General features: G+C 69.2%; 23 protein-coding genes. 10 read left to right on the top strand and 13 right to left on the bottom strand.

The window, feature by feature from the left end; translation table 11 throughout:
* Positions 1-39: 39 nt before the first annotated feature.
* Together ACQHII_RS24220 and ACQHII_RS24215 are read right to left on the bottom strand one after the other, a co-directional pair.
* Entirely contained in the window at positions 40-492 is a 453-nt protein-coding gene (locus ACQHII_RS24220; RefSeq protein WP_427921275.1) for an N-acetyltransferase family protein, read from the bottom strand.
* 43 nt (positions 493-535) lie between these two features.
* Entirely contained in the window at positions 536-994 is a 459-nt protein-coding gene (locus ACQHII_RS24215; RefSeq protein ID WP_427921274.1) for a MarR family winged helix-turn-helix transcriptional regulator, read from the bottom strand.
* Positions 995-1135: 141 nt separating this feature from the next.
* Between ACQHII_RS24215 and ACQHII_RS24210 the strand changes: the two genes are divergently transcribed.
* Entirely contained in the window at positions 1136-2347 is a 1212-nt protein-coding gene (locus ACQHII_RS24210; RefSeq protein WP_427921273.1) for an MFS transporter, read from the top strand.
* A 98-nt stretch (positions 2348-2445) separates the two neighbouring features.
* Complete coding sequence (locus ACQHII_RS24205) at positions 2446-2868, top strand: GlcG/HbpS family heme-binding protein (protein WP_427921272.1); 423 nt, start codon at positions 2446-2448, stop codon at positions 2866-2868.
* A 69-nt stretch (positions 2869-2937) separates the two neighbouring features.
* On the opposite strand, the gene ACQHII_RS24200 is transcribed toward ACQHII_RS24205, so the two are convergent.
* A complete protein-coding gene (locus ACQHII_RS24200) occupies positions 2938-3804 on the bottom strand; it encodes a GNAT family N-acetyltransferase (RefSeq protein WP_427921271.1) in 867 nt (288 codons plus the stop codon).
* A gap of 194 nt (positions 3805-3998) precedes the next feature.
* Between ACQHII_RS24200 and ACQHII_RS24195 the strand changes: the two genes are divergently transcribed.
* Positions 3999-4634: an HAD family hydrolase gene (locus ACQHII_RS24195; RefSeq protein ID WP_427921270.1), complete on the top strand. Its 636-nt coding sequence runs from the start codon at positions 3999-4001 to the stop codon at positions 4632-4634.
* Positions 4635-4938: 304 nt separating this feature from the next.
* Complete coding sequence (locus ACQHII_RS24190; protein ID WP_427921269.1) at positions 4939-6783, top strand: globin domain-containing protein; 1845 nt, start codon at positions 4939-4941, stop codon at positions 6781-6783.
* Between the two features lie 16 nt (positions 6784-6799).
* On the opposite strand, the gene ACQHII_RS24185 is transcribed toward ACQHII_RS24190, so the two are convergent.
* The 5 genes from ACQHII_RS24185 to ACQHII_RS24165 form a co-directional block, all read right to left on the bottom strand.
* A complete protein-coding gene (locus ACQHII_RS24185) occupies positions 6800-7282 on the bottom strand; it encodes an NUDIX domain-containing protein (protein WP_019073392.1) in 483 nt (160 codons plus the stop codon).
* Positions 7283-7393: 111 nt separating this feature from the next.
* Complete coding sequence (locus ACQHII_RS24180) at positions 7394-8299, bottom strand: LysR family transcriptional regulator (RefSeq protein WP_427921268.1); 906 nt, start codon at positions 8297-8299, stop codon at positions 7394-7396.
* A gap of 228 nt (positions 8300-8527) precedes the next feature.
* Entirely contained in the window at positions 8528-9685 is a 1158-nt protein-coding gene (locus ACQHII_RS24175; protein ID WP_427921267.1) for a cystathionine gamma-lyase, read from the bottom strand.
* A complete protein-coding gene (locus tag ACQHII_RS24170) occupies positions 9682-10173 on the bottom strand; it encodes a low molecular weight protein-tyrosine-phosphatase (RefSeq protein ID WP_427921266.1) in 492 nt (163 codons plus the stop codon). Before ACQHII_RS24170 ends, ACQHII_RS24175 begins: the two co-directional genes overlap by 4 nt.
* A gap of 7 nt (positions 10174-10180) precedes the next feature.
* Entirely contained in the window at positions 10181-10558 is a 378-nt protein-coding gene (locus tag ACQHII_RS24165; protein WP_427921265.1) for a phage holin family protein, read from the bottom strand.
* A gap of 48 nt (positions 10559-10606) precedes the next feature.
* Here ACQHII_RS24165 and ACQHII_RS24160 point away from each other — a divergent pair, with 48 nt between their 5' ends.
* The 4 genes from ACQHII_RS24160 to ACQHII_RS24145 all read left to right on the top strand — a co-directional run bounded on the left by ACQHII_RS24160 (position 10607) and on the right by ACQHII_RS24145 (position 13010).
* Positions 10607-10924: a cupin domain-containing protein gene (locus ACQHII_RS24160; protein WP_019073397.1), complete on the top strand. Its 318-nt coding sequence runs from the start codon at positions 10607-10609 to the stop codon at positions 10922-10924.
* Between the two features lie 196 nt (positions 10925-11120).
* Positions 11121-11333, top strand: coding sequence for a DUF5326 family protein (locus ACQHII_RS24155; protein ID WP_427921264.1), 213 nt, complete (start codon positions 11121-11123; stop codon positions 11331-11333).
* Positions 11334-11531: 198 nt separating this feature from the next.
* On the top strand, positions 11532-12473 hold the full coding sequence (locus ACQHII_RS24150) for a helix-turn-helix domain-containing protein (protein WP_427921263.1): 942 nt from the start codon (positions 11532-11534) through the stop codon (positions 12471-12473).
* A gap of 99 nt (positions 12474-12572) precedes the next feature.
* Positions 12573-13010: an SsgA family sporulation/cell division regulator gene (locus tag ACQHII_RS24145; protein ID WP_427921262.1), complete on the top strand. Its 438-nt coding sequence runs from the start codon at positions 12573-12575 to the stop codon at positions 13008-13010.
* A 193-nt stretch (positions 13011-13203) separates the two neighbouring features.
* Here the strand turns inward: ACQHII_RS24145 and ACQHII_RS24140 are convergent, their stop codons facing one another.
* On the bottom strand, positions 13204-14712 hold the full coding sequence (locus ACQHII_RS24140) for a YibE/F family protein (protein WP_427921261.1): 1509 nt from the start codon (positions 14710-14712) through the stop codon (positions 13204-13206).
* Positions 14713-14965: 253 nt separating this feature from the next.
* Between ACQHII_RS24140 and thiC the strand changes: the two genes are divergently transcribed.
* On the top strand, positions 14966-16807 hold the full coding sequence (gene thiC, locus ACQHII_RS24135; protein ID WP_427921260.1) for a phosphomethylpyrimidine synthase ThiC: 1842 nt from the start codon (positions 14966-14968) through the stop codon (positions 16805-16807).
* Between the two features lie 42 nt (positions 16808-16849).
* On the opposite strand, the gene ACQHII_RS24130 is transcribed toward thiC, so the two are convergent.
* Positions 16850-18100, bottom strand: coding sequence for a serine hydrolase domain-containing protein (locus tag ACQHII_RS24130; RefSeq protein ID WP_427921259.1), 1251 nt, complete (start codon positions 18098-18100; stop codon positions 16850-16852).
* A 231-nt stretch (positions 18101-18331) separates the two neighbouring features.
* Here ACQHII_RS24130 and ACQHII_RS24125 point away from each other — a divergent pair, with 231 nt between their 5' ends.
* Positions 18332-19444 carry a hypothetical protein gene (locus tag ACQHII_RS24125; protein WP_427921258.1) on the top strand — a complete coding sequence of 371 codons (1113 nt, stop codon included), beginning with the start codon at positions 18332-18334 and terminating at the stop codon, positions 19442-19444.
* A 94-nt stretch (positions 19445-19538) separates the two neighbouring features.
* Here the strand turns inward: ACQHII_RS24125 and ACQHII_RS24120 are convergent, their stop codons facing one another.
* From ACQHII_RS24120 to ACQHII_RS24110, 3 genes are all read right to left on the bottom strand, one after another.
* The gene (locus ACQHII_RS24120; RefSeq protein WP_427921256.1) at positions 19539-20399 is read right to left on the bottom strand and encodes a hypothetical protein; all 861 of its coding nucleotides are present in this window, start codon (positions 20397-20399) and stop codon (positions 19539-19541) included.
* 192 nt (positions 20400-20591) lie between these two features.
* Positions 20592-21695 (bottom strand): metallophosphoesterase, encoded by a 1104-nt coding sequence (locus tag ACQHII_RS24115; RefSeq protein ID WP_427921255.1) that lies wholly within the window; start codon positions 21693-21695, stop codon positions 20592-20594.
* 1333 nt (positions 21696-23028) lie between these two features.
* On the bottom strand, positions 23029-24141 hold the full coding sequence (locus ACQHII_RS24110; protein ID WP_078532683.1) for a LacI family DNA-binding transcriptional regulator: 1113 nt from the start codon (positions 24139-24141) through the stop codon (positions 23029-23031).
* Positions 24142-24501: the final 360 nt, after the last annotated feature.

The raw sequence follows: 24501 nt of genomic DNA, 5'->3' as shown, positions 1-24501 counted from the left end.
TGGCCCCTCTCGATGTCGGACGGGTGCTTCACTTTCCCTTCAGAGGGGGAGCTTGAAGCCCACATGTGAGGCCGTGAAGCCGAGCCGTTCGTAGAACCGGTGGGCGTCGGTGCGGGTGGCGTCGGAGGTCAGCTGGACCAACTGGCAGCCTTGGCGGCGCGATTCGGCGATTGCCCACTCGATGAGCCGGGTGCCGAGGCCGCTGCCCCGCTCGTCCGCGTGGACGCGTACGGCCTCGATGATCGAACGGGTGGAGCCTCTGCGGGACAGGCCGGGAATGACCGTGAGCTGGAGAGTACCGACGACACGGCCCTCGCGGACGGCGACGACCAGGTGCTGGTTGGGGTCGGCGGTCAGGCGTTCCAGCGCGGCCAGGTAGGGCGTCAGATCGTCAGGTGACTCGCGCTGGGAGCCCAGCGGGTCGTCGGCGAGCATGGCGACGATGGCGGGGACGTCCTCGGTGACCGCGGCTCGTATCTCAAGATCTCCCATGCACACACCTTAGGCAGCGTTGTGCGGCGGAGGACGGCGCCGGCTATGCGGGCGCGTGCATCGACTCCACGACGCGGACCAGCGGCGCCAGCTCGGGGTTCCCGGCCGCCGCGTCGAGAGCTTCGCGCAGGGCGGTGTCGTTGGTGGGGCGGGCCTCTTCGAGCAGGGCGAGGCCGGCCTCGGAGACGTTCGTGTAGATGCCCCGGCGGTCGGTCGGGCACAGATACCGGGCGAGCAGGCCGCGGTCCTCGAGCCGGGTGACCAGCCGGGTGGTGGCGCTCTGACTGAGGACGACTGCGTCGGCGACCTGTCGCATCTGCAGATGGCCCCCGTCACCGTCGTGCTGCCGGCTGAGGACGTCGAGCAGGGAGTACTCCCGCAGGCTCAGGTCGTGCTTGGCCTGAAGGGCGCGCTCGATGTGCGCCTCGATCCTCCCGTGCAGCAGGGAGAGGGCGCACCAGCCCTGGGCGAGGGCGGTGAGTGCGGGGTCCGTCGCTGTCATTGGCGTTTCCTCCGTCCAGGAGCGGCTGAACCCAGGATAGAGCACAGGCGAAATAGTCAGCGCTTGCATATAGCCCGCGTCTGCAACTATTGTGAACGCACGCAAAGCGCTCCTGCAATCTTCTGGGAAGGGTACATCCCCATGCCTCTCGCGCTTCTGGCCCTCGCGATCGGGGCCTTCGGAATAGGAACGACCGAGTTCGTGATCATGGGCCTGCTGCCCCAGGTCGCGGGCGACTTCGGGGTCTCCATCCCCACTGCCGGTCTGCTGGTCACCGGTTACGCGCTGGGCGTGGTGATCGGCGCCCCGCTGATGACGGTGCTCGGCACCAAGATCCCCCGCAAGCGGATGCTGATGCTGCTGATGGGCCTGTTCATCGTCGGCAACCTGCTCTCCGCCGTCGCCCCCAGCTTCTCCGTGATGCTGATCGGCCGTGTGGTCGCCTCGCTCGCCCACGGCGCCTTCTTCGGCATCGGCTCGGTCGTCGCGGCCGAACTCGTCGCCCCGGACAAGAAGGCCGGAGCCATCGCGATGATGTTCACCGGGCTGACCGTCGCCAATGTCGTCGGCGTCCCGCTGGGCACCCTCGTCGGACAGTCCGTCGGCTGGCGGGTCACCTTCGCCGTCGTCGCGGGCCTGGGTGTGATCGGCCTGACGGGCATCGCCAAGCTCGTGCCCGACCTGCCCAAGCCCGAGGGCGTACAACTGCGCCACGAACTGGCCGCCTTCAAGAACACCCAGGTCCTGCTCGCCATGGCGATGACCGTCCTCGGCTTCGGCGGCGTCTTCGCGGCCATCACCTACATCGCGCCGATGATGACCCATGTCGCGGGCTTCGCCGACGGGTCCGTCACCTGGCTGCTCGTCCTCTTCGGCCTCGGCATGGTCGGCGGCAACCTCATCGGCGGCAAGTTCGCCGACCGCGCCCTGATGCCCATGCTGTACGTCTCGCTCGGCGCCCTGGCCGTCGTACTCGCGCTCTTCACGGTCACCGCGCACAACAAGATCGCGGCAGCCGTCACCATCGCCCTCATCGGCGCCCTGGGCTTCGCCACCGTGCCGCCGTTGCAGAAGCGGGTCCTGGACCAGGCGCACGGCGCCCCGACGCTGGCCTCCGCGGTGAACATCGGCGCCTTCAACCTCGGCAACGCGCTGTCCGCCTGGCTCGGCGGCATCGTCATCGCGGCCGGCCTCGGCTACACCGCCCCCAACTGGGTCGGCGCCGTCCTCGCCGCGGCCGCCCTGCTCCTCGCGATCCTTTCGGCCGCCCTGGAGCGCCGCACCGGCGCCCGTGGCACGGCGGTCGTGGCGGGCGCCCTGCCGAGCGAGCAGCGCTCAGTAGTCCACCACTGACCCCGCTGAACCCCGTCGAGGAGGCACAGGCACAGGACCGTCCCTGCGCCTTCCGACCGACAACACACCACCAGCAACACCCGCAAGGAGAAACCCTGATGAGCACGACCACCGCCGTAGCCCCGCTGACCATCCAGGACGCCGAAGCGCTCGTCGACCGGGCCCGCCGTGCCGCGGAGGACGCCGGAGCCACCGTCAGTGTCACCGTGCTGGACGCGGGCGGCCATCTGCTCGCCTTCCGGCGCGACGACCGGGCCGTGCTGATCTCGGGTGAGACCAGCACCCGCAAGGCGTACACCGCGCTTCAGCTGAACGCGGCCACCGCCGACCTCGTCGACGCGGTCCAGCCCGGAGGCCTCTTCCACACCCTGCCGACCGCGCTCGACCGGCCGCTGCTGTTCATCGCGGGCGGTCTCCCGGTGCACCGCGACGACCGGCTGATCGGAGCGATCGGGGTCGGTGGCGGTGCGCCGTCGCAGGACCACGGGTTCGCCCATGCCGCCGTAGAGGCACTCGTCTGACGTCTGAAGACGGCTGAAACGCCGGTTGCCGATCAAGTCGGGAGCCGGCGTTTGCCATGCCCGGAGGTGTCAGCCGGCCGCGACTGTCAGGGGCGCGAACCGCCGTGTCCAGTCGCCGGGCAGCTCGGCGATCCCGTACGTCATGACGGAGTTGGAGGCGCGGTACTCCAGGCCGCGTTCCTTCGCCCAGGACAGCAGGTCTTCGTGGCGTGCGTCGATGTCGGTGCGCAGGGGACGGTCGGTGCGGGCGGCGAGCGAGACGAGGAGAGCCTTCGCCGTCTCCGCGTCCCGTGCGATCAGCGGGCCCACGACGTGTGTGTCCATGTTGGGCCAGGCCGCCGCGTACCCGATGATCCGGCCGTTGTCCTGCGCCACCCGCAACTGGTCGGCGAAGGCGGGCAGGCGAGTGATGAGGGGCGTGCGATCGGTCCCGAACACCTCCTCGTCGAGCCGGAGGATGCCGGTGAGGTCCTCGGCCGTGGCCGCACGGGTGGCGATCCGGGACTCGGGTCCGTCCGGCGTGAAACGACCGCGCAGCATCTCGGCTCGGCCGGTCACCTTGAAGCCGAGCTCTTCATAGAGCGGGCGGCCGTTCGGGGTCGCGTGCAGGGTCAGTGGCGTCGGTCCCAGCACTGACAGCAGGTGGCGCATCAGCCGACGCCCCACGCCTTGGCGGGCATGGCGTTCGGCGACCAGGACCATGCCGATGGCGCTCAGATCCGGGCGGTCCTGTGGGCCGTACTCCGTGACGACGCATGCCGCGGCGAGGCCACCCTCCGGGCTGTCGATGCCGTACCCCGTCCCCGCGCTGAGGAGGAAGCCCCACTTGTGTTCCTCGCGTGGCCACCCCCGGTCCTCTGAAAGGTCGGCGCAGGCGTTGCGATCGCGGAGCGTCAGCCGGCGGATGGGCAGAGCGGCGAGGGAATGAGTCGGCACGCAGGTCAGGCTGTCTGACTGCGTTGTCGGCGTCCACCCGTTTCCGGGGAGACGTACTCGCTTTTGGCCATGTCATGGCCGACCGCACAACACCTCGGTCGAAGCCGGATGTTTCACGTGAAACACCGGCGAACGGCGAACATCCGGCAGGCTCGCGGAAGGTGCCACAGCTGTGCCCACTAACCTCATGGCCCATGGCGAGACTTCACCTTTTCGACCTCGACGGCACTCTGCTGCACGGAACCAGCGCCCCACTGGAGATCTCACGTCAGCTCGGTCTGGAAGCCGAGACGGTGGAGCTTGAACAGGAGATCTCGGCCGGGCTGATCGGTCCGCCGGAGTATGCGACCCGCGTGTACGCGCTATGGGCGGATCTCACGGAGGCGCATGTCGCGGCGGCCTTTGAAGAGGCCCCTTGGCTGGCGCGGATTCGAGAGGTCTGGGCCGAGATCAGGAGCGCCGGTGAATACTGCGCCGTCGTGTCGCTCTCGCCGTCCTTCTTCGTGGAGCGGCTCACGGGTTGGGGCGCGCACGCGGCACACGGATCGCTCTTCCCCGCCGTGCCCTTCACCCAGCCTTCCATGGACCTGACCGGAGTCCTCAGTGCCCCTGCCAAGGTGGTGATCGCGGATCGGCTCTGTGAGGAGTTCGGGGTGACGAGGGCGGATTGCGTCGCCTATGGCGACTCGACGTCGGACAAGGATCTGTTCGGCGTCGTCCCCGTCTCGGTCGCGGTGAACGCCGATCGACATCTGGCGGGCCTTGCCACCCACTCCTATGCGGGGCGGGATCTGTGGGATGCCTACGAATTGGTGCGCGGCGCCCGGTAGTTGAGGGAATTGATGGTTCGCGACTCCCACTGTTCGTGGGGGAGCCGGGCCGGAGTTGTGCGCGCATCACGGGCCGGTATGGTCGACTCCGGTTCTTGTCCGCAGCAGGGCGCCGCAGGCGAGTACTGCGGGCAATGTCACATCTCGCCTTACTTGTCCGTACGCGGTGGGAATGTGGGTTGGATATGGCTGTATCGGCCGCTTGAGTGAACGGGGAAAAGCAAGCAGTCCGCGCGGAAAGCAGGCAGCTTCCGATGAGGGAAGCACGCCGACCGACCGAAAGATGTTCGAGGCGAGGCACACCATGGACGCTCCGACCACCACGTCGGCCGACAACGGTCCGTCCGGCGGCGGCAGCGGCGGAAGCGGCTGGTTCACGCCACGCAAGCAGCCGGAGGTGCCTCCGGGCGAGGAGCGGGAGACGGCCGGGGTACGGCGTCCGGCCGTGATGCGACCGGTCCGCAGGTCCGCGGCGAGTGTCAACGAGCGCCCGCCCGCGGAGAGTTCGGAGCGGTCCGCCCAGAGCGCCGAGGGTGCCGCGCCGGCGCCGGAAAGCCACGGTTCGCCGCAGGGCATCCCGCCCGGCCAGGAGCGAATACCGCCGGCCGCGACCGCCCCTCAGCCCTTCACCCCGGCCCAGCCTCTGCCTCCCGCGCCTCCGCAGCCCTTCGTTCCTGCGCAAGCCTCGCCTGGGACGCCTCCGCAGCCCTTCATCCCCGCTCAACTCTCATCCACGACGCCTCCGCAGCCCTTCGCGCCTGCTCACACTCCGCCTCCCACGCCCCCTCCACCCGCCACACCTGCCCAGGCTTCGCCCCCGATGCCTTTGCCGTCCACGCCTCCGCCGTCCATGCCTCCGGCGCCCGCCGTGCAGGCCCAGAACCTGTCTCCCGCGCCCTCGTCGCCCTTCACGCCCGCGCAGGTTCTGCCTCCCGAGCCGTCGGCTCCGGCACCCGTCCCGTCCGTCGCCGCGACCGGTTCGGCCGTCGTGCGAGTCCCCGCCCAGCGCGTTTCCGGCACCGTCACGGAGAAGGCATCCCCGGACGCCGTGCTCATCCGCCGGACCATGGCCGAAGTCGCCCCGGTGGCCGACAAGGTCACCTCGTACTTCTACGCGCTGCTCTTCGTACGCCACCCCGAGCTGCGGTCGCTGTTCCCGGCGGCGATGGACACCCAGCGGGACCGGTTGCTGAAGGCGCTGCTCACCGCGGCCGAGCACATCGACAACACCGAGGTCCTCGTCGCGTATCTGCAGAACCTCGGCCGCGGGCACCGCAAGTACGGCACCCGGCCCGAGCACTACCCGGCCGTCGGCGAGTGCCTCATCGGTGCGCTGAACAAGTACGCCTCGGCCGTCTGGGACGCGGAGACGGAGGCCGCCTGGGTCCGGGCGTACACGACGATCTCGCAGGTCATGATCGACGCGGCCGCCGCGGACGAACTGCGCGCCCCGGCCTGGTGGAACGCGGAGGTCGTTGCCCACGACCTCAGGACCCGGGACATCGCGGTCGTCACCGTCCGCCCCGACCAGCCCTACCCCTTTCTCGCCGGGCAGTACACGACCCTGGAGACGCCTTGGTGGCCGCGAATATGGCGGCACTACTCCTTCGCCTCGGCGCCCCGCTCGGACGGGCTGCTGACCTTCCATGTGAAGGCCGTCCCGGCGGGCTGGGTCTCGAACGCGCTGGTGCACCGGGCCCGGCCCGGCGATGTCATCCGGCTCGGTCCCTCGGCCGGCTCGATGACCGTGAACCACAGCACCGACAGCGGACTGCTCTGCCTGGGTGGCGGCACCGGCATAGCGCCGATCAAGGCACTGGTCGAGGACGTCGCCGAGCACGGCGAGCGGCGGCCGGTGGAGGTGTTCTACGGGGCCCGTACCGATCACGACCTCTATGACATCGACACGATGCTCCGGCTCCAACAGTCGTATCCGTGGCTCACGGTCCGGACGGTCGTCGACCAGCAGGCGCATCTCCAACTCCCGGACGCCATACGGACGTACGGGCCCTGGAGTGGGTATGACGCCTATGTCTCGGGCCCGCCCGGAATGATCCGCAGCGGTGTCGATGCTCTGCAGGACATCGGTATCCCGGCGGAACGGATACGGCACGACTCGGTCGAGGAGCTGGTGGCCGCCGGGGACTGACCCGGCGTCGGCGAGGTCAGCCGAGGTCCGGGGCGTGCATCGCGCGGACGCCTTCGATGTTGCCGTCCAGATAGTGCCGTAGAGACAGCGGCACGAGATGGACGGATGCGATGCCCACCCTGGTGAAGGGGACTCTGACGATCTCGTACTCGCCGAGGGGAGCGTCCACTTCGGGGCCGTGGCGCAGCGCCGGGTCCATGGACTCCAGGTGGCAGACGAAGAAGTGCTGGACCTTCACGCCGGTCGCCGTGGCGTCCGCACCGATGTGCTCGACGGTGTCCACGAAGCAGGGAACCACGTCAGTGATCTTGGCGCCGAGCTCCTCGTGCACCTCGCGGTGCAGGGCATCGACGACGGTGGTGTCCTCGGGCTCGACCCCGCCACCGGGCGTGACCCAGTAGGGATCCACACCGGGCTTGGTGCGCTTGATCAGGATCAGGTCGTCGCCGTCGAGGAGAACGGCACGTGCGGTGCGCTTGACCACTGGTCGGACGGTCATGGGAGAAATGTGGCCCGGCTGGTTCCACGTGAAACATCGCGAAACGTCACCTTGGCGGTTCAGAGCGTGACATTCGGCGCCGTTGGCGAGAAGCGACGACAAAGCGCCTGGTCAGCCCCATCCGGTGGCCGCGCGGTGCAGCCACTCGTGGGCCCGGGCGATGTGCGGCATCGCGAGAGTTCCGGTGCGCACGACCAGGAAATACGTCCGCAGCGGTGGCACCGCCGGTTCGTGGAGCGGGACGACCTCGCCGCGTTCCAGTGCGGATGCGCACAGATAGCGGGGCAGCACTGCGAGTCCGGCACCCGCGCTCGCGCAGGCGAGCACCGCGCGCAGGTCCGGCACGATGACCGTGCCCGAGGCGGCCGGGCGCGAGTCGAAGACGGACGCCCAGTACCGGGAGACGAACGGCAGCGACTCGTGGACCTCGATCAGGGGGAGATCGTCCAGCGCGGGCGCGTCCTTGGGATCGAGGTTCGCGGAGCCGATCTGCTCGGCCCAGCGCGGAGCGGCGACGAGGACGTGCTCCTCGTCGCAGAGCGTTGTCGCCGTGAGCAGAGCACCTCGCGGACGGGCCGTACTGATGGCCAGATCATGATGTCCGGCGGCCAGCCCCTCCAGGGTTTCCTCGGCGTTCCCGAAGGACGCGCGCAGTGCGAAGGGCTGGCCGTCGTCGCCGGTCAGTTCCGTGAGCGCGGGTAGCGCCCGCTCTGCGGTGAACTCGGGGGGCCCGGCGAGATGCAGGGTGCGCAACGAGGAGTCGTTGTCGGGGCCGGTTTCGGCGATCTCCACGAGGGCGTCGAGATGCGGCGCGGCCTTGTGCGCGAGTTCGTCGCCCATGGTCGTGGGGGTGACTCCACGGGCCTGGCGCAGGAACAGGGGGCGGCCCAACTGCCGTTCCAGGGTGCGGATCTGGGACGTCACCGCGGGCTGGGAGAGACCGAGCAGGGCTGCTGCGCGGGTGAAGGAGCCGGCCCGGTGCACGGTCACGAAGGTGCGCAGCAAGGCCAGATCCATGGCACGCACTCTCCTTTCCCCGCCCTTTCTCCGGCCCCGGGCAGGGCCCAACTATAAATAAGTCGATAGGTCTCTGTCGCTACTGTGATTGGACACTGACACAGAGTCAACTAGCCTTGTGCGCGCGGTTCTTCGCGCGCAGAACCGAGGACGGTCCGAGCCACGAGGGGGGAGGCTCGGACCGTCCGTTGTGCGTAGCCGGACACCGATCGGCGGTACGTAAAGCGGTCACCGCGCCGACTCGTCCAGCGCACGCAGCACATCGGCCACCAGGTCCTCGGGATCCTCGGCACCGACCGAGAAGCGAACGAAACCTTCCGGAACGGCGTCCCCGCCCCAGCGTCCCCGGCGTTCCGCGGTGGACCGCACCCCGCCGAAACTCGTCGCGTCGTCCACGAGCCGCAGCGCGTCGAGAAAACGCTCGGCACGCGCGCGCGTGGGCAACGTGAACGACACCACACACCCGTAGCGCCGCATCTGCCGCGAGGCGACCTTGTGCGAGGGATCGTCGGGCAGCCCCGGATAACGCAGCCCCGTGATCTCGTCCCGCCCTCGCAGGGCCTCGGCGAGGATCAGCGCGGTGGCGTCCTGCCGGTCCACACGCAGTTGGAGCGTGGCGATCGAGCGGTGCGCGAGCCAGGCCTCCATGGGCCCGGGAATCGCGCCGACGACCTTGCGCCAACGGCGTACGGCGGTCATCGCGGAGGCGTCCGTTCCGACGACGTAGCCCAGAAGGACGTCCCCGTGCCCGGTGAGCTGCTTGGTGCCGCTCGCCACCGAGAAGTCGGCGCCGAGTTCCAGCGGGCGCTGTCCCAGGGGTGTGGCGAGGGTGTTGTCGACGGCCACGAGGGCGCCACGCGCGTGTGCCGCCTCGACGAGCCGACGGATGTCGCACACGTCGAGCCCCGGGTTCGAGGGGGTCTCGATCCACAGCAGTTTCGCGCCGTCGAGCAGGTCGAGCTGGGCGTCCCCGCCGGTCGGCGCGGTGCGTACCTCGATGCCGTACGCCTCCAGCTGGGCGCGTACCAGGGGCAGTACCTGGTAGCCGTCGTTCGGCAGGACGACCGTGTCGCCGGCGCGCAGCTGGGAGAAGAGCACCGCCGAGATGGCGGCCATCCCGGAGGCGAACGCGAGCGTCTCGACACCCTCCCGCCCAGGTGCCTCCAGCTCGCCGATGGCGCGTTCCAGGTGGGTCCAGGTCGGGTTGTCGTCACGGCCGTAGCTGTACGGGCCCGCCACCTCGCCAGGGAGGTGGAAGTGTGCGGCGAACACCGGTCCGGGGAGCGTCGGTTCGTACTTGACCGACTCGGGCAGACCGGCCCGCACCGCGCGCGTGCCGTCCCCGGTGCCGTCTCCTACGCCTCCGTCTGCGGCGGAATCACTCATATCGCTCGTCCTTCCACTTCCTCGCGAACCGCGGCGAGCAGGCCCTCGCTCGCCGCCTCCACCATCTCAAGACACTCCTCGAAGCCGTCCAGACCCCCGTAGTACGGGTCCGGTACGTCGAGATCGGCGCCGGCGGCGGGGTCGTAGGAGCGCAGTAGACGGACCTTCTCGGCGTCCTGCTCGGTCGGGGCGAGGTGGCGCAGGGCCTTCCGGTGGCCGGAGTCGAGGGCGATGACGAGGTCCAGGCGGGCGAACCGGGAGGCCTGGAACCGGCGTGCGACATGGTCGGTCCCGTAGCCGTGCTCCGCCAGGACGGCGACGGCGCGCGGGTCGGCGCCGTCGCCCTCGTGCCAGCCGCCGGTGCCCGCGCTCTCGACCTCGACCCGATCGCCGAGCCCGGCCTCCTCCACCCGCGCGCGGAAGACCGATTCGGCCATCGGGGAGCGGCAGATGTTGCCGGTGCAGACGAAGCTGACGCGGTAGGTCATGGCGCGCTCAGTCCCCGTCGGGGAGGGCGAGGTTGAGCGCCCAGGAGACGACCGAGATGATCAGGCCGCCCAGGACGGCGGTCCAGAAGCCGTCGACGTGGAAACTCAGGTCGAGCTTGTCGGCCAGCCACGAGGTGAGCAGCAGCATCAGCGCGTTGACCACCAGGGTGATCAGACCGAGCGTCAGGATGAACAGCGGGAAGGTCAGTACCTTGACGATCGGCTTGACCAGGAAGTTCACCAGGCCGAAGACCAGGGCGACCAGGATCAGGGTCCAGACCTTCTTGAAGGTGCTGTCGCCGGTCAGGGTGATCTTGTCGAGGAGCCATACGGCGACCGCCAGGGCACCCGCGTTGGCGATCGTCTTGACTAGGAAATTCTTCATGTGTCTGATCGTGACAGAAGAGATCGACTCCGAGCGTGGACGAGGGCGATGAAGGCATTCCGGTTGGATGAACTGGAGGCGGAGCGTGCCGCCAACGACGGCGCATATCTGCAGTTCCTGCGCGAGAAGAACATGTCGGTCGGCCTCTACGCGCTCGACGCGGGCGATCACGACCGGCAGCAGCCGCACAACCAGGACGAGGTGTACTTCGTCGTGAGCGGCCGGGCCGCGATCACCGTCGGCATGGAGACCACCCAGGTGGCGCGCGGCAGCGTGGTCTATGTGCCGGCCGGGGTGGCCCACAAGTTCCACCACATCAGCGAGGACCTGCGGGTGCTGGTGGTGTTCTCGCCGCCGGAGGCCTGACTCTCCCCCTGAAGCCTGACCCCGCGTCTCAGGGTTCCCTAGGGGAACGGTCAGGGGAGGACAAGGGATGCGAGGCCCCCGTTCTGCCGTCGGCCGCCCTAGCATCGGGTGCAGGACATCAGAGGTCCGGCACAGCAGTGCCGGACACCACAGGACCCGGTACGAGCGACGGGCGGAGAGGTAAAGGACGAGGGCGATGCGAGAGATCTTCGGCGGACTGCCGTGGTGGGTTAAGTGGGTCGCGGTGCCGGTCATCGCCCTGGTCGTGTTCGGCGGGCTGATAGCGACCGTCGTGGGCTTTGTCATCGGACTGCTCTTCAAGGCGCTGGTCTTCGTGGCGCTGGTCGGCGGACTGGTCTACGTCGTGCGGAAGTTCACGGCGGGTTCCTCCTCACGCAGCGACTGGTGAGGCCCTGCTGGGCAACCGGTGATCGGTAACAGGAATCACCGGTTCCCTCGGGCGGGGGAAGTTTTCCGGACAGGCCGTCTGCGGGCGGTGGCAGGCGGTTACAGTCCGGAATTCGACGCGGGGACGAACCCCGCGGGCGGCGCACCCCCTCCCCGTGTTCCCCGCACGGGCTGCCCCCTCGCGCTCCGGAAGTGACCCTTGGCCACGGTTGACACCGCACCCGTAGAACCGCACGCACCCCCCACCCAGCCCGGCCCGCCGACCTGGCCGAGTTCGGTGGCGATCCCCGCACAGCTGCGTCCCGTGGCGGCCCCGCCGCGGCAGCGCACCGCGACAGCCCCCGAGCCGCAGCCGGAGTCGGCGGCGACCCTCATCGGCTCGCAGCCCCAGCCCGCCACCACCCTCATCGGCTCCGTCCAGCGGGCCATGCGGCTGCTGGAGTCCGTCGCCGCGCACGAACACGGCGCCCCCGCGAAGCAGTTGGCCCGCGAGACCGGCCTCGCGCTCCCCACGGCGTACCACCTGCTGCGCACCCTCGTGCACGAGGGCTATCTCCGCCGCGACAAAGGGTTGTTCTTCCTCGGTGAAGCGGCCGAGAGGCTGAGCAGGAGCGGGGCGCAGGAGAAACGTCGCAGCACGCTGGTGGACGCGCTGGCGGCCTGGCGGGATTCGATCGGTGTGCCGGTCTACTACGCGATGTACCGCGACGGCGAGATCGAGGTCATGTGCGTCTCCGACAGCCCCGGCAACCCGGCGGTCGAGGAGTGGGCCGACTTCCGTGAGACGGGGCACGCGCACGCGATCGGCCAGTGTCTGCTGGCCCAGTTGGACGAGGACGCCCGGCGCGACCACCTCGACCGCTACCCCGCGCGCTCCCTCACGCCGTACACCGTGCGGGACGGTCACTCGCTGCTGCGGCGGCTGGACCGGATGCGGCGGATGGAGCTGGTGGTGGAGCGTCAGGAGTACGCGCTGGGCACGGTCTGCGCGGCGATTCCGATCACGCTCGGCAGTACGGCCGCCACGATGGCCATTTCTCTCCCCTCGCATCAGGCCGACCGTCTGCCGGCCGCTGCCCGGGAGTTGCAGATCGAGGTCGGCAGGCTGCTGGGGTCGCTCGCGCTCTCTATCAGTATCTGAAAACTTACTCCTTGTGATCTGTTGTGTACGTTCAGCAATATTCCTTCAGTGTCACAGGGATCATTCCCAGCCAGTCGGCGGCAATTGACGGGATAGGCGATGCGCGAGTCCGTACAGGCAGAGGTCATGATGAGCTTCCTCGTCTCCGAGGAGCTCTCCTTCCGTATCCCGGTCGAGCTGGGTTACGAGACGTGCGATCCGTACGCCGTACGGCTGACCTTCCATCTGCCGGGGGATGCCCCGGTGACCTGGGCCTTCGGCCGGGAGCTGCTGATCGACGGGGTGGGCCGGGCGTCCGGTGACGGCGATGTCCGGATCGAGCCCGTCGATCCCGAGACGCTGGGCGAAGTGCTGATCAGGCTTCAGGTGGGCGCCGACCAGGCGCTGTTCCGCACCGGCGCGGCCCCGCTCGTAGCGTTCCTCGACCGCACTGACCGGCTGGTTCCGCTCGGTCAGGAGGGCGCGCTCGCGGATTTCGACGCCCACCTCGACGAGGCACTGGACCGCATTCTGGCGGAGGAGCAGAGCGCCGGCTGAAGCGTAGCCGTGGCGGCGGAGGGAGTTGGCGTAACGCTTCACCAAGGGGTCCGAAGCCTTTGGAGGCATCTGTGGACCCCTGAAAGGCCTGCGGGGGTCGAGAGGGTCCGGGAGCGGTCCGGGGAAGCCCGAGAGGGGCCTCGGGGCCGCAGGAACGCTTCTGCGTGGCTGCGCGCGGCGGTTCTCGCCGTCCTCAGCGCTTGCGGCGTCGGCCCTTCCCGCCGCGCGCAGGCGCGGGCTTGGCGTCGGGCGCTGCCGCGGACCCGGAACCCGGCGTCGCCGTGGCCGCCGCCGCAACACCCGCCGGAGCCGATTCGCGTCCCGGTCGGTCCGCCGAGACCACCAGGGCCGCGAGCGCAGTGGTGACCGGAACCGAGGCGACCAGACCGATCGAGCCCACCAGCGTGCGCACGATCTCCTCGGCGACCAACTCGCTGTTGGCCACCGACCCCACGCTGCTCTGGGCGATGGAGAAGAGCAGCAGCAAGGGCAGGGCGGCGCCCGCGTAGGCGAGGACGAGCGTGTTGACCACGGACGCGATGTGGTCGCGGCCGATCCGGATACCGGCGCGGTACAGCCCCCGCCAGCCCATCGACGGATTGGCCTCGTGCAGCTCCCAGACCGCCGAGGTCTGCGTGACCGTCACATCGTCGAGCACACCGAGCGAACCGATGATGACGCCGGCGAGCAGCAGACCGCTCATGTCGATCGACGGATACAGCCCGTGGATCAGGCCCGTGTTGTCGTCCGTGTTGCCGGTCAGCGCGGCCCAGCCGATGAACACCGAACCCAGGACACCGATCAGCACCAGCGACATCAGCGTGCCGAGCACCGCCACGGATGTGCGGGCCGACAGCCCGTGGCACATGTAGAGGGCGATCAGCATGATGGCGCTCGATCCGACCACCGCCACGATCAGCGGGTTCGAGCCGTGCAGGATCGCGGGCAGGATGAAGAAGTTGAGGATCATGAAGCTGATGGCCAGCGCGATCAGCGCCATGACACCGCGCAGCCGGCCCACCACCACGACGGCCAGCGCGAAGATGCCGGCGAGCAGCGCCATCGGGAACTTGCGGTTCACATCGGTGACCGAGTACTGCAGATCCCTGGGCGCGGAGGGCTCGTAGGCGACCACGACCTTCTCGCCCTGGTGCAACTGCCGTGACTGGTCGGGCTGCACGATCTCCGTGAACGTACGGCCCTTGTCCTTGCCCGTACTGACCGTGACCGTGGCCTTCTTGCAGGTGCCGGCCGCTTCCTGCGCCGCCGAGGAGCCTTCGGCGGTGGAGGTGTCCCCGGTCGAGCCTCCGCCGGATGCGTTCACCGACGCGCAGCTCACGCTGACGACCTTGGTGACCGTCGCTTGCTGCGTCTGCCGGTCGAAGCCGACCCCGGTGCGCTTGTGCGACGGGGCGCCGCCGGGCCACAACACCACCATGCCGACCACGACCGCCACCGTGAACGGGATCAGGATCGCCGCGATCACCTTCCGGAGGTGACGGGAGACGGGGGCGGCCGGGCCGTGACTGTGCGAGTGACCGTGCCCACCGCCCGCGCCGGAGCCGTGCCCGCCGTCCCCACCGGAGCTGTGGTCGTCCCCGGACCCGGAACCGTGGCCGCCATCGGAACCATGGCCGCGGCCGTGGTCATGGCCATGCGGCGGCCCGGTCGGCGGGTACGGGGGCTGCTGCGTCGTGGTCACCGCCCGATCATCGCAAGAACGCCGGAGGCCCACTGTTCACCGCGCCACATATGACGCTAGCGTGGAGGCACCTTTGCACACGCGGGAGCTCGGAGCACCGGGCTGAGAGGGCGCTGACCTCCGTCTCTGCGATGTTTCACGGGAAACGTCACCTGTATCGAGTGATGTTTCACATGAAACATCGGCTGACGGAAGCCGCTGCGTCGACCGCCGAACCTGTTACCGGGTAATGCCGGCGTAGGGAGTAGGTCTCATGACCAACAAGGACGCACGCACGCCTGCCTTCAGCCAGGACGAACAGCCCATTCCGGGCAAGGAGTTCGCACGGGCCGAGCAGCCGACGGGGGTCGAGGAGTCCCCTGCGGCCGGGGAGTCGTCCATCGGCTGGCACAAGGGCTATGTCGAGGGCTCGCGCCCCGATCTGCGGGTGCCGGTCCGTCAGGTGCACCTCACCAACGGACAGTCCGTGACGCTGTACGACACCTCCGGCCCGTACACCGATCCGCTCGTCGACACAGACGTCCGCAGGGGGCTGGCGCCGCTGCGGGAGAACTGGATCATCGCCCGGGGCGACACCGAGGAGTACGCGGGCCGCCCCGTCCGCCCCGAGGACGACGGAATCAAGCACACGTCACCGCGCGGTGGACTCCGCAACCTCGACGCGGTGTTCCCGGGCCGCCCCCGGCAGCCGCGCCGGGGACGCGAGGGCACGGCGGTGACTCAACTCGCCTATGCGCGACGGGGCGAGATCACACCCGAGATGGAGTTCGTGGCCGTACGGGAGAAGGTCTCGCCCGAGGTCGTGCGGGAGGAGATCGCGGCCGGGCGGGCGGTGCTGCCGGCCAACGTCAACCACCCCGAGATCGAACCGATGATCATCGGCAAGCGGTTCCTGGTGAAGGTCAACGCCAACATCGGCAATTCCGCGGTCACTTCCTCCATCGAGGAGGAGGTCGAGAAGATGACCTGGGCGACCCGCTGGGGCGCCGACACGGTCATGGACCTGTCCACCGGCCGCAATATCCACACCACCCGCGAGTGGGTGCTGCGCAACTCCCCCGTCCCCATCGGCACCGTGCCGCTCTACCAGGCACTCGAAAAGGTCGACGGCCGCGCCGAGGAACTGACCTGGGAGATCTACAAGGACACGGTCGTCGAACAGGCCGAACAGGGCGTGGACTACATGACCGTCCACGCGGGCGTGCGGCTGCCGTTCGTACCGCTGACGGCGAACCGCAAGACCGGCATCGTCTCGCGCGGCGGCTCGATCATGGCGGCCTGGTGCCTGGCGCACCACAAGGAATCGTTCCTCTACGAGAACTTCGAGGAACTCTGCGAGATCCTCGCCGCCTACGACGTCACGTACTCGCTGGGCGACGGTCTGCGTCCCGGCTCGATCGCGGACGCCAACGACGAGGCGCAGTTCGCCGAGTTGAGGACCCTCGGGGAACTCAACACGATCGCGAAGCGTTTCAACGTACAGACCATGATCGAGGGCCCGGGACATGTCCCGATGCACAAGATCAAGGAGAACATCGACCTTCAGCAGGAGATCTGTGATGAAGCTCCGTTCTATACGCTCGGCCCGCTGACGACGGACGTCGCGCCTGCGTACGACCACATCACTTCCGGCATCGGTGCCGCGATGATCGCCTGGTGGGGCACGGCCATGCTCTGCTATGTCACGCCCAAGGAGCACTTGGGCCTGCCCAATCGTGACGACGTCAAGACCGGCGTCATCACCTACAAGATCGCCGCCCACGCAGCCGACCTCGCCAAGGGGCATCCAGGTGCACAGGAGTGGGACGACGCGCTGTCCGACGCCCGTTTCGAGTTCCGCTGGGAGGACCAGTTCAACCTGGCCCTCGATCCGGTCACCGCACGGGAGTTCCACGACGAGACGCTGCCCGCGGAGCCGGCCAAGACGGCGCACTTCTGCTCGATGTGCGGGCCGAAGTTCTGCTCGATGAAGATCTCCCAGGACATCCGCCGCGAACACGGCGGTACCAGGGCGGAGGTCGAGGAGGGCATGGCGCGGAAGTCGAAGGAGTTCGCGGCGGCGGGCAACCGGGTGTACCTGCCGATCGCCGACTGACGACGACCGGCCGGGACGGACACGGTCCATCCAGCACGGTGTCTAACTCTTCGGCGAGCCCTTCGCCGACGTGTTGTCGCACAGGGCGTGGTCCACGAGGGTGCCTGTCGCGCGGTTGAGGGCGGCGAGGTCCGGCGGCGCGGTGGTGGTCGTGATCGAGACGGTCACCGCTCGCCTGCCGTCGGCGCTCGCCGCGGTGCGGGTGTTGACGCCCGCTCCGTCACCCTCGTGGGTGTAGTAGTAACCGCCGCAGGAGAGCGGGATCCTGCGCAGGCCGAGGCCGTAGGTGCCCTCGGGCATCTCGGCCACGTCCTCCGGGTCGTCGGTCCGCTGCACGGTCTGCCGCATCTCGCGCCACTGCGCGGCGGGGAGCAGCCTGCCGCCGGCCAGGGCCCGGAAGAAGGTGTTCAGGTCGGCGGTGGTGCTCACCACACCGGAGTCCGCGGTGTGCTGGAAGCTGTGATCGGTGACGTCGAGGCGCTTGCCGTCGGCGGTCGTCAGATACGCGTTCACGTGCGGGTCGGGCAGGAACGGATCGAGCCCGGGAATGGAGGTGTTGCGCAGTCCGAGCTTCGCGATGATCCGGTGGGCGACCAGGTCCTGCCAGCTCGCGCCGCCGGCCTTCTCCGCGATCATCCCGGCCAGCAGGTAGTTGGTGTTGGAGTACGCCCACCGGGTGGCTCCGCCCGGCTGCGGCACGAAGAGCGGACGGTGCTTCATCGCGACGGCGACCAGGTCGGCCGCCGGGGTGGTGTCGTAGCGGTTCTCGTCGAAGTGGTTGATCAGGCGGTCCTGGATCTCCGGGTCGTCGATGTAGTCGTAGAGGCCGCTGGTCTGGCGGAGCAGGTCGCGGACGGTGATGAGGGTGCCGTCGTTGCCGTTGCCCGTGACGACTCCCGGCAGCCAGTGATCGACGGTGTCGTCGAGCGACAGCCGCTTCTCCGCGACGAGTTGGAGGACGACGGTCGCCACGAACGTCTTCGTCGTGCTCGCCACCCGGAAGTGGGAGTTCCAGGGGATCGGGTCGGAGGAGTCGGCGGTGCGGGTGCCGATGCGTGCCATGAGCGGTGCGCCGCTCGGTCCGTCGACCCTGGCCAGCACGTTCACATCGCCGCCGCCCGCCTTCCGTACGGCTGCCAGGTCGCGCTGGAGCGTGGCCTCGTCGTACGCGTGGGAAGGGTGGTCCGGTGCCGGGTGTCCGGTGGTGGCGGTCGCGGCCATGGGCGAGGCCAGTGCGAGCAACACCGCTGCCAGTACGGCGGCGCCGGTCTTCCTCGTCGACGGCAGCTGCATGTCCGAATCCCCCGTTGCTCCTGGTCCTGATCGGCGACGATCACCAGCCAACCGGATCGGGGCGCGGGGGAGGATGGGGCTGCCCGCCGAATGCGCGGTCCGGGTAACCCCCGTACGAGGTCATCGCGGCGAACCCCGGCGAACCCCGGCGGACGCCGTAACGGAAGGGGACGTCGTAACGGAAGAGACAAGGTCAGGCGGGCCGCGATCAAGGTCTCTACCCTGCCTGGCATGGGTGGGATCGATCTGGCCAACGGGGTTGTCGGCGCCGTGCTGGGCATGCTGGTCGCGGTGCTGTTCCAGGATCCGATACAGAACAGCTGGTACAGGCTGCGAGCCCGCTCGAAGAGCGCGGTACGAGGTCTGCGCCGGCGGGAGGAGTCCAGCCCGGTGTGGCGGACGTTCTCCCTCGGTCCGCTGCATACCTCCGCCCTGATCGTCGAAGGCGACGGGGAATCGTCCATACCGGCGCAAGCCGTCTACATCCAGGTACTGGACCAGGAGATCGAGCTGCCTCCGGACATGGCGGGCTGGCGGGCCGAGATCGAGGAAGAAAGCGCGCGCCTTCAGGCAGAGGGCCGAACACCCCTGTGGAACGGACCTCGATACGCGGTCGAGACGGTCGGTATTTCCCGTACCGCGCTCGACGAACAGCCGGAAATCCACCTGCGTCTGCGTCCGACGGACTACTACACTTTCCTCGCGGCCCAGCAATTGGACCGTCGGCTGGCCGACGGGACCACACCTCGTTCGCGCTATCTCGATCCCGATGACCCGCTGTCGGCACCCGCATTCTTGCAATGCAGTTTCGCGGTGAACATCGCGGTGGTGACGGCCGACGACATATTGATCGTCACCCAGCGCAGCAACAGGGTCCGTATGGCCTCGGGCGTCTGGAACTCGTCCGTCAACGAAGGCATGTCACGGCACATCGACTCGTCCGGCAGGAGCGCCCCGGATCTGTACGCGGTAGCGCGGCGCGGCATGCGCGAGGAACTGGCCATAGAACCGCACGAGTACGCACTCGAAATGCTCGCCCTCGTGCTGGACATCGAGAAGCGGCAATGGAGTGCACTTCTATGCCCGGCTCAAGGACGCGAGTTGCGCCGATATGCAGGCGCGTATCAGCAGAGGGGTGGCGGACAGATGGGAACACCAGACCATCGATTTCGTTCCGTTCCGCCCTTCGGCGGTCATCAAGTACATGCTGCGCGCCGATCGCATTCACCGGTGGGCCCCTGTCGCACCGGCGCTCTTCCATCTCGCACTCGTACATGTCCACAGCCGCACCCCGGTGGAAAGGGCCGCGGCGCAGATAATTCGCCGAATTCAGTGAACCAATGAAACAATGAAACAATAGAACTCGGTGAATTGATCGAACTCGGTGGACCCGGGTGTTCGGCTTGCGCTCCCCTGGTTGGGGGCGCAAGCCGAGGGGCTACTCCGGCGCGTGCTCGGGCCCCCCGAAGTCCGGGCTGGAGAAGTCCGGGCTGCTGAAGCTCGGGCGGTGGCCCGGCTCCGGGCCCTCGTCGGGGCTGGAGAAGCCGGGACGGTCGTAGCCGAGGTGCGGCATGCGACTCGGTGCCGAGGGTGTCGGACGGCGTCGGGCCGCCGTGCCCGGGGCCGCGAGCGCCTCCTGGAGGAACGGCAGGATGCCGCGTTCCAGAAGGGCGTCGTGCCAGGCTTCCCTGGCCCGGGCCACCTCACCGCCCGATTCGCCGTAGGGGTCGGCGTCGAACGTCGGCCGGTTGCGCAGGGCCGTGAGGAGGAGGCCGACGGCGGCGACGAGGATCGCCGCGGCGGTCATCGCGCCGAACACCCAGCCGGCGGTGAGCATGGTCTGCGCGAACGCGGGCTCGGGGGTGAGCATCTTGAGGATGTACCCCACGAGCAGGAATATCGCCGCGGCCGTGCCGGCGAGGACGGGGGTGAGGACGGCGGCGACGGCGACGGCACCCGCACCCTCGGCAGCCTCCCCCAGGGTGGTGGCGAGCCCCATCGCACCCACGCCGCCCGGCTCCGCGGAGCCGGTCTCGTGGACGGACGGCGGGGTGGACGACGCCGGCTGGCGCAGTTCCTCGCGGACCTTCACGTAGTGCTGGTACTCGGTCGCCGCGGCCGCCGTGATGAGTGCGGTGGCGTTCAGCGCCATGGTGCGCAGCTGTTCGGGGTTGAGCCGCTTACCGACAGCGGCCAGTTCCGGGCGGGTAGGGGCGGAGCGCAGCGCCTCGTCGAGGATCCGCTCGTACTCCTGGCGGTCCTCGCTGTGCAGGTGCTGCGGAACGCTGTTCATGTGCATCCCCCGATGCTCCGTAGGGCTTGGGGCTCGCATGCCAACGAGCCGTCGGGCAGAAACGGAGGGGAGCCTGCTACGGATAAGCCGATGGTAGAGCGGCGACGGCACACGGTGACAGGGGGTTTCCAGAAATTGGCCCCTGGCCAGCGCTGTCGTCCGCCGGTCCTCCGAGGGGGACCTCTGCCCGTTAAACGCTCAGATATCCAACGGCAGTTGCTGGACCAGCAGCTTTCCGGCCATGGTCACTCCGCCGTCCATCGCGATGGCGAGTCCCTCGGCGTAGACGTGCGGTCCCTCGACCACGGGACTGGCGGTGTCCTCGCCGTCCTCGGAGCCGACGTCGCCCAGCAGGTACGGAATCGGGCTGTGGCCGTGCACGATCCGGGTCCCGCCGTACATGTCGAGCAATGAGCGGACATGTTCGGCGCCGCCCTCGTCGCGGAAGGAGAAGCGCTTGGTGAACTTGCGGAACACGTCCCACACCTCGTCCGCGTCGTTGCGGGTGAGGGTCTCGCGGACGTTGTCGTTGACCGCCTCGATCGAGTCGCCGTAGTCGAGGTAGGCGGTGGTGTCGGAGTGGACGAGCAGATGCCCGTCGACCTCCTCCATGGCGTCCAGCCGGGCCATCCACTGCAGGTGGACGTCCTGGAGGCGGTCCATGTCGGTCTTCTGGCCGCCGTTGAGCAGCCAGGCCGCCTGGAAGGTGGCGGTGCCCGCGCCGGAGTTGACGGGGGTGTCGCCGAACCGTTTGGCGCCGAGCAGCAGCAGCTCGTGGTTGCCCATGAGGGCCTTGCAGTAGCCGCCGGCCGCGGCGGCCTCGGCGGACAGCCGCATCACCAGGTCGATGACGCCGATGCCGTCCGGGCCGCGGTCGGTGAAGTCGCCGAGGAACCACAGCCGCGCGGTGCCCGCGCACCAGCTTCCGGCCGCGTCGATCAGGCCCTTCTCCCGCAGCGCGGCGACCAGTTCGTCGAGGTAGCCGTGCACATCCCCTACGACGAACAGCGGACCGGGGCCCTCCGTCTGCCGCGGGATGCCCACCGGCGCCGGGTCCACCGCGACCTGAACCGTGTCACCCCTATTGATGACCGGCAGATCGCGCTGGGTCGGCGTGTACCCGTCGGGATAGGCCTCGTCAAAGGCCTCCTCGTCGGGTCGTACGGCGCCGCCGGGCTGCGCGCTGTCGGCGTACGGACCGGTCTCGTGGACATACGCCGGTACCCGGAAGTCGCGCAACGTCGCCGTCCGCTCCACCTCGGGTCCCTGACCGGCCCCCTGAGTCATCGACCCCTCCACCATCACGCCGCGTCTGCACCGCGTCGGACTGCCTGGTCGCAGCGGCCCGCGGTGTCGTGGGCCCATCATAGGAATGCGGATCGCGCCATGTGATGACCCAGGGGTGGTGAATCAGAGCAGGACTCCGGTTCACCGTGGCTTTCGCCCCGATTGGGCAGGGCTTCGACCACTCGACCAGCACTCCAGGGACGATCGGTTCCCGCCGGAAGGGCGGCTGGATTTCGCCGGTGCGACGGCCTCCGGCGGTTGCCGTACTCCACCTCCGACTTCGGTACGACCGCCGACCGTGCGTCGGTCGGTAGTCGACTCCGGTGCCGGGTGGGTGCCTGGGGAGACGGGGGCGGGCGGGCGTTGCAGGGGCAGAGGTTGGGCGGTACGGCCCGAGCGGCATCGGGTGGATGCCTGGGAGCCAGGGTTGCGCGGGCGTCGAGGGGGCAGGGTCGGCCGGTACGGCCCGAACGGTGCCGAGTGGGAGTCCCGGCACCGTCCGGCCCGTACGGGAGCCCGAGGGAAGCACCCGGGCACCGCCCGCCGGCCGCTCCGCCCCGAGGGGTGCACGGCACCGCGCCCACCCCTTCGCCGAGCCCGTCACGACGTCCCCCTCCAGCTGCTCCACCCGTCACCGTGCCGATCGTGAAGAAGGGCCGTATGCCGACCCGTCTCGGCATACGACGCCTCGCCCGTTCCGGCTACGACGCCCCGCACGCCCCGCCTACGACACCGACCCGCACGCCCGTCACCACGCCCCGAGCAGCCCTCGGCACGGGCAGGCGCCGACAAGCGGACCCACCGGGCGGTCGACCCACCGGGCCAGCCCCCGCGCTGCCCCAGCCCACCGCCGCCCTGACGCACCGCCAGCCCGGCCCGTCGCGCGACCGGTTCACCGACCGAGCGGTTCACCGACCGACCGATGGGCCCACTGACCAGTTCACCGACCGAGCGGCCCACGCAACCAGCCAGGCCGGGCCCAGCCGACAGCCTGCCCACGGAGCAGGCGACAGGCAGACCGACCACCGTTGGACCCGATGACGACCCGCCGTCGGACCCGACGACAGCCCACCGCCGGACTGACCGGCCCACCGATTTGCCGACGGGCCGACTCCATCGCCCCACCCACCAGCGGCCAGCAGCCCGACCGCCATCGCCCCGACCGCTAGCCCGACCCACCGTCAGACGAGCTGCCCGGCCGACCGGCCACTCGCCCCTCCGGAGACTCGACCCGACCGGCTCTCCGACCCACCAGCCGCCCGCATCCCCCGAGACACCCGACCGGCACTCAACCCGGCCAACCCGGCCAACCCATCCGACCGGTCCGACCCACCGCCCCGCCCGTCCCCTACTTCCCCTCCGGCGACCGAGGCGGACTGACCGTCGTCCGCGGTGGCCGTCGCTGGGACGACGTACGGATGATCAGTTCGGTCGGTATCACCTGCTCGACCGGCAGATCCGAATCGACCCCCTCGATGGCGTCGATGAGGAGCTGCACCACCGCCGTGCCGATACGGCGCGGCTTCAGCGAGAGCGTGGTGATCGGCGGCTCGGTGTTGGCGTACACCGTGGACTCGCTGCAGCACACCAGCAGCAGATCCTCCGGCACCCGCATCCCGTAACGCCGGGCCGCGGCCAGCAGGTCCGTGCCGTTGGGGTCGAACAGGCCGTAGACCGCGTCGGGCCGGTCGGGCCGGGCGAGCAGTCGGTCGGCGGCGACGGCGCCCGCGCACGGATCGTGCGCGGGATAGGACTCGTACACCGGATCCTGGCCCACCCGCTCGCACCAACGCAGGTACGCGGTGGTCGAGAGATGTGTGTACGTGTCCGTGCTCGTGCCCGTGAGCAGGCCGATCCGGCGGGCGCCGGCGTCGGCCAGGTGGTCGAGGATGCCGAGGACGGCGGCCTCGTGGTCGTTGTCGACCCAGGCGGTCACCGGGAGCGAGCCGGCCGGGCGGCCGTCGGAGACGACCGGTAAACCCTGCCGGACGAGCTCGCTGACCACCGGGTCCTGGTCGGACGGGTCGATGACGACCGTGCCGTCCAGGGCGACGTTCGACCACACGTCGTGGCGCGAGGTCGCCGGAAGGATCACGAGGGCGTAGCCGCGGGCGAGCGCGGCCGAGGTGGCGGCCCGGGCCATCTCGGCGAAGTACGCGAATTCGGTGAAGGTGAAAGGTTCATCCCCGTACGTCGTGACGGTCAGGCCGATGAGGCCCGATTTCCCGGTACGGAGCGTGCGAGCCGCCGCGGAGGGGCGATAGCCCAGCCGGTCGGCCACTTCGCGGACATGGCGTCGGGTGGCGTCCGGGAGCCGGCCCTTGCCGTTGAGGGCGTCGGAGACGGTCGTGATGGAGACTCCGGCCGCGGCGGCCACGTCTCTGATTCCCGCCCGGCCCGGCCGGCTTCCTCGACGAGAGGTTTCCGCGCGGCTCACCTGGTGCTTCCCTGCTGCTGTCATGGCGAGCCGATAGTAGGGCTCATGCGGTGGGGTAGTGCGGACGCATATGCACGCGTTGACAGGCACGTTTCTGCAAGGTCAGGAAGGGTCAACTACCTTAGAAACAAAGTCAGTTAAACGCTTCGATGGCATTACGTGACTTGTCGGCGCGCATGGGCCTGCCAAGTCCCCGATGTTTCGAAGAGGTCTCAACTCACCTGTACGAGGGATGCGCGCCACGGCGTGAGCTACCAGCGCATAGATATATGTACAGCGCGCCCCCAGTTCGTGCGCCTTCGTACGCTGTTGCCCCTGATGCGGCTGTGAGGCGCGAGGCGGTCCCGGCCGGCGCCCGGAGGCCGCTCACCCGGACGCGATCTG

This window comes from Streptomyces sp. cg40, assembly GCF_050320165.1.
GTDB lineage: Bacteria > Actinomycetota > Actinomycetes > Streptomycetales > Streptomycetaceae > Streptomyces > Streptomyces hokutonensis.
Note: the sequence above shows the minus strand (reverse complement) of the source record. Positions and strands in the feature narration are given on the sequence as shown.

Excerpts from the sequence above, each read along its gene's own strand:
- ACQHII_RS24180 (WP_427921268.1), bottom strand. The coding sequence starts at position 8,299 with ATGGATCTGGCCTTGCTGCGCACCTTCGTGACCGTGCACCGGGCCGGC.
- ACQHII_RS24185 (WP_019073392.1), bottom strand. The coding sequence starts at position 7,282 with ATGACCGTCCGACCAGTGGTCAAGCGCACCGCACGTGCCGTTCTCCTC.
- ACQHII_RS24190 (WP_427921269.1), top strand. The coding sequence starts at position 4,939 with ATGGACGCTCCGACCACCACGTCGGCCGACAACGGTCCGTCCGGCGGC.
- ACQHII_RS24145 (WP_427921262.1), top strand. The coding sequence starts at position 12,573 with ATGCGCGAGTCCGTACAGGCAGAGGTCATGATGAGCTTCCTCGTCTCC.
- ACQHII_RS24220 (WP_427921275.1), bottom strand. The coding sequence starts at position 492 with ATGGGAGATCTTGAGATACGAGCCGCGGTCACCGAGGACGTCCCCGCC.
- ACQHII_RS24125 (WP_427921258.1), top strand. The coding sequence starts at position 18,332 with ATGGGTGGGATCGATCTGGCCAACGGGGTTGTCGGCGCCGTGCTGGGC.
- ACQHII_RS24215 (WP_427921274.1), bottom strand. The coding sequence starts at position 994 with ATGACAGCGACGGACCCCGCACTCACCGCCCTCGCCCAGGGCTGGTGC.
- ACQHII_RS24195 (WP_427921270.1), top strand. The coding sequence starts at position 3,999 with ATGGCGAGACTTCACCTTTTCGACCTCGACGGCACTCTGCTGCACGGA.
- ACQHII_RS24205 (WP_427921272.1), top strand. The coding sequence starts at position 2,446 with ATGAGCACGACCACCGCCGTAGCCCCGCTGACCATCCAGGACGCCGAA.
- ACQHII_RS24155 (WP_427921264.1), top strand. The coding sequence starts at position 11,121 with ATGCGAGAGATCTTCGGCGGACTGCCGTGGTGGGTTAAGTGGGTCGCG.
- ACQHII_RS24160 (WP_019073397.1), top strand. The coding sequence starts at position 10,607 with ATGAAGGCATTCCGGTTGGATGAACTGGAGGCGGAGCGTGCCGCCAAC.
- ACQHII_RS24115 (WP_427921255.1), bottom strand. The coding sequence starts at position 21,695 with ATGGTGGAGGGGTCGATGACTCAGGGGGCCGGTCAGGGACCCGAGGTG.
- ACQHII_RS24165 (WP_427921265.1), bottom strand. The coding sequence starts at position 10,558 with ATGAAGAATTTCCTAGTCAAGACGATCGCCAACGCGGGTGCCCTGGCG.
- ACQHII_RS24170 (WP_427921266.1), bottom strand. The coding sequence starts at position 10,173 with ATGACCTACCGCGTCAGCTTCGTCTGCACCGGCAACATCTGCCGCTCC.
- ACQHII_RS24110 (WP_078532683.1), bottom strand. The coding sequence starts at position 24,141 with ATGACAGCAGCAGGGAAGCACCAGGTGAGCCGCGCGGAAACCTCTCGT.
- ACQHII_RS24120 (WP_427921256.1), bottom strand. The coding sequence starts at position 20,399 with ATGCACATGAACAGCGTTCCGCAGCACCTGCACAGCGAGGACCGCCAG.
- ACQHII_RS24210 (WP_427921273.1), top strand. The coding sequence starts at position 1,136 with ATGCCTCTCGCGCTTCTGGCCCTCGCGATCGGGGCCTTCGGAATAGGA.
- ACQHII_RS24175 (WP_427921267.1), bottom strand. The coding sequence starts at position 9,685 with ATGAGTGATTCCGCCGCAGACGGAGGCGTAGGAGACGGCACCGGGGAC.
- ACQHII_RS24130 (WP_427921259.1), bottom strand. The coding sequence starts at position 18,100 with ATGCAGCTGCCGTCGACGAGGAAGACCGGCGCCGCCGTACTGGCAGCG.
- thiC (WP_427921260.1), top strand. The coding sequence starts at position 14,966 with ATGACCAACAAGGACGCACGCACGCCTGCCTTCAGCCAGGACGAACAG.